Origin of the sequence: Synechococcus sp. R8-2 (assembly GCF_047461715.1) — a bacterium.
In the GTDB taxonomy this organism is placed as follows: Bacteria; Cyanobacteriota; Cyanobacteriia; order Thermostichales; family Thermostichaceae; genus Thermostichus.
The window spans coordinates 1-3,098 of record NZ_JANSHQ010000375.1 but is presented as its reverse complement, the minus strand read 5'-3'; the positions used below and the strand labels follow the sequence as shown (position 1 = coordinate 3,098).

At 61.0% G+C, this 3,098-nt stretch carries 4 protein-coding genes and 1 pseudogene; 3 read left to right on the top strand and 2 right to left on the bottom strand.

The window, feature by feature from the left end; all coding sequences use genetic code 11:
• Window positions 1–99 precede the first annotated feature (99 nt).
• Both NW819_RS09285 and NW819_RS09280 read right to left on the bottom strand, forming a co-directional pair.
• A complete protein-coding gene (locus NW819_RS09285) occupies window positions 100–594 on the bottom strand; it encodes a DUF427 domain-containing protein (protein WP_011433071.1) in 495 nt (164 codons plus the stop codon).
• Window positions 595–613: 19 nt separating this feature from the next.
• A complete protein-coding gene (locus tag NW819_RS09280; RefSeq protein ID WP_414413559.1) occupies window positions 614–1,321 on the bottom strand; it encodes a Crp/Fnr family transcriptional regulator in 708 nt (235 codons plus the stop codon).
• 273 nt (window positions 1,322–1,594) lie between these two features.
• Here NW819_RS09280 and NW819_RS09275 point away from each other — a divergent pair, with 273 nt between their 5' ends.
• From NW819_RS09275 to NW819_RS09265, 3 genes and pseudogenes are all read left to right on the top strand, one after another.
• The gene (locus NW819_RS09275) at window positions 1,595–2,257 is read left to right on the top strand and encodes a sigma-70 family RNA polymerase sigma factor (protein WP_011433073.1); all 663 of its coding nucleotides are present in this window, start codon (window positions 1,595–1,597) and stop codon (window positions 2,255–2,257) included.
• Window positions 2,254–2,844, top strand: coding sequence for an anti-sigma factor family protein (locus NW819_RS09270; protein WP_414349701.1), 591 nt, complete (start codon window positions 2,254–2,256; stop codon window positions 2,842–2,844). The genes NW819_RS09275 and NW819_RS09270 overlap by 4 nt, the downstream gene beginning before the upstream one ends.
• Before the next feature lie 35 nt (window positions 2,845–2,879).
• Window positions 2,880–3,098, top strand: a pseudogene (locus tag NW819_RS09265) (hypothetical protein); the annotation flags it as partial.

Below are 3,098 nucleotides of genomic sequence, written 5' to 3'. Positions count from 1 at the left end.
CAGCGGGACGGAGTCCTTGGACAACTTACCCGCATCGACTTAACTGTAGTCCTTTTCGTGGGTAAAAGGGATCCCCCCTCGGGAATCGCTGCTCCGCCCCTACCAGTTCCAGCTACCCGGCTCTCCTTTGAAAGGGCCTACGACCTTTGAGGTGATCCAACCGCCGTAGAAATCTCCGGGTTGAGGCCGGACTCGTTCTCCACCTACCCGGCACTCCTGCACACGGCCTGGATAAAAGGCAAGGTAGTCGCGGATGGGCAAAAACGCCGGGCTGGGATCCGGATAGCTCCAGGCGGCATCTACGGCTGTTTGGGATCCGACCTGAACTGTCCAGTAGCAGGCAGCCCCTTTGAACTCACAGAAAGAGGTGCGAGAGCTGGGGCGGAGATACTGCAGTCGAACGTCGGTGGGGGGAATGTAGTAGGTGGGCGGGTGGCTGGTTTCCAGGACGCGGTAGCAACGGCGGCTTTGGGCAATGAGCTCGCCATTGAAGAGAACTTCCACCAGTTCTGTGGTGGGCTCCAGACGAGGTGGGCGCGGATAGTCCCAGACAGATTCTTGTCCTGGATGGGGAGAAATCGGTTGGGGAGACATGGGTCAATATCTTCAATATCTAAAGCAGACGGGTGGCCTCCAGCAGTTTGGCGTACCGGATCAGCAGCAAAGACTGTTGCTCCGGCAGCGGCTGAATAACCCCCTGCTGCTGCAGACGGCTCAGTACCGCCAGGGCTGTCTCCCGGCTAACTTGGCTGAGATCGGCCAAATCCTGGGGGGGAGGGTAGACAATGCGCATCCCCTGGGGGGTCTTCTCGCCAAAAGCTTCCGCCAGTTGCACCAGCGTATGCACCACTCGCAGCGGGGGGCTCTGCTGGTCAAGATCCGCCTGCAAGTTGGCCAGGCGCAGGCGACGGGAGAGGCTGCAGGCCAGCTGGTAACACAGTTGCGGCTCCTGCAGCATCAGTGCTTTGAAGGTTGCCGCCGGGATCCCGGCCACCCGCAGCGGGGTTAGGGCCAGCACATCTCGCGAGCGGGGAGCTTCGTCCAGTACCGCCATTTCCCCCACCCAAGCGCCCGGCCCCAGCAAGGCAAGGGTTTTGGTGCTGTCTTGCGCCCGCAAAGCCCGCCGCACCTTAGCCCAGCCGGCGAGGATCAGATAAACTACGCTGCCCCAGGCATCTTGCATGAAGAGGGCCTGTCCCGCCGGGATATCCCGCAGCTTGACCTGGGATCCCAACCATTGCAAGGACGTCGCCGAAAGTTCGGCCAACATTGGCACCGCCTTGAGCTCGGAGAGAAGGGCAACAGGAGCATCGGAAGCCATGGCGGGTCGGACGTTTCACCATACCGCAAGCCCACTGTAGCCCAGTTACCAACTCAAGAGCTATCCTGCAATCCACCACCCCGCCATGTGCGCCAAGATCTAGTGAGGAGGTGGTCTTGCTGTGGAGTCTTGCCGGTATGGCCCTCAGAGCCTCTAGAGCTACCCTGCGGTTGAGGGTGGGGGGAACCCAAACTCTGCCATTTCGTCTGGGCAACAGAGGTTCTGTCTGGGAGGGGATCCCTCCGCTGTTGTTGTTAGAACTTATGGATGCCTATGGATGCTGCCCTCAGCGACATCAGTGGCCAGCGCTGGTCGGTCTTGGTGAAGAACGTGCCTGTGCGGCCCGAAAAGCTCGCTGATGTGGATCTGGTGCTGATCTGTCAGCAGGGATCCCAGCCCCATCGGGAGGCTTTTGCCGAGTTGATGCGTCGCCATCAGGCCCATGTGGACAAGGTGCTCTACCATCTTGCTCCCGACTGGCACGACCGGCATGACTTGGCCCAGGAAGTTTGGATCCGGGCCTACCGCCACCTGAAACGCCTACAGGAGCCGGCAAAATTTCGCAGCTGGCTGGGGCGGATTGCCACCAACCTGTTTTACGACGAGCTGCGCAAGCGCAAACGACAGCAGCAGCCCCTTTCTCTGGATGCGCCGATTCAGATGCGGGATAGCGAGATGGAATGGGAGCTGCCCAGCGAGAGCCCCAGTCCCCATGAGCACCTTGCCACCTGCGAGTTCTACGAGCGATTGCACCAAGCCGTCCGCGACTTGCCGCAGGCCTTTCGCCAGACAATCCTGCTGCGGGAAATTCAGGGAATGGCTTATGAGGAAATTGCCGAGATCACAGGGGTGTCTTTGGGCACTGTTAAGTCTCGCATTGCGCGCGCCCGCGCCCGCCTACAATCCACCCTAAAACCCTACCTTAATGGTGAATGACCATGGTTCGCGGCAACCCCAACCCCGACCCCAGGGATCCCCAGCAAGAGCTGCCGGTGGTGGATGAGCGCTTTGAACAGTTGAGCGCCTACTTGGATGGGGAATTGTCGTCTCAAGAGGCGCGGCAGGTGGAAGATTGGCTGGCCAGCGATCCTCAGGCGCGGCAACTGTACAGCCAACTGGCAGCTCTGCAGGCCGGTTTGGCCAATCTCAAGGCCCCAACCTTGAACTCCACCCAGACGGAGCTGTTGATCAGCCGTGTGTTCGCTGAGCTGGATCGGCGGCCAATGCTCGACCTGGGCTGGCGGCAACGTAAGGGCACCCCTTGGGGACGGGTGGCAGCGGCTGTAGTGGCCTTGGCAGGGGCGGGCTGGGTGGGATGGCGTTGGTCTCATCCCCAGCCTTTGGTATCGCTGGAAGATCCGCCGGTGCGCGTGGCCATCGTGCCTGCCTCTGCTCGTGTTGCCCAACGCTATCTTTTCGAGCCGGGGCAAAAGCAAGATGCCTACTCGATTTTGTTTGAGACAATCCCCAACCGTGGATCTCGCCCCGCCAACGCGACCAGGGCCGAGGTGGGCTGGGAATGACCTGAGCAGGCTTGAGAAAGACTGAGGAGCGCAGGGTGGAAAAAGCAGTTCGCTGGGCTTGTGGGCTAGGAGTCTGCCTTTGGCTATGCAGTCTGGGATCCCTGTCGGCCCAGGCAGATCCCAGCAGTAGCCATCTGGCAACGCCGTCCGCGCCGGCGGGACGGAGTCCGAAGCAGTTGCACTCCTCTCCCAGTGGACAGGAGCCTGCCCCCCAGCCCACAAACCTGCCTTCACCCGGATCCCGTCTCACCCCT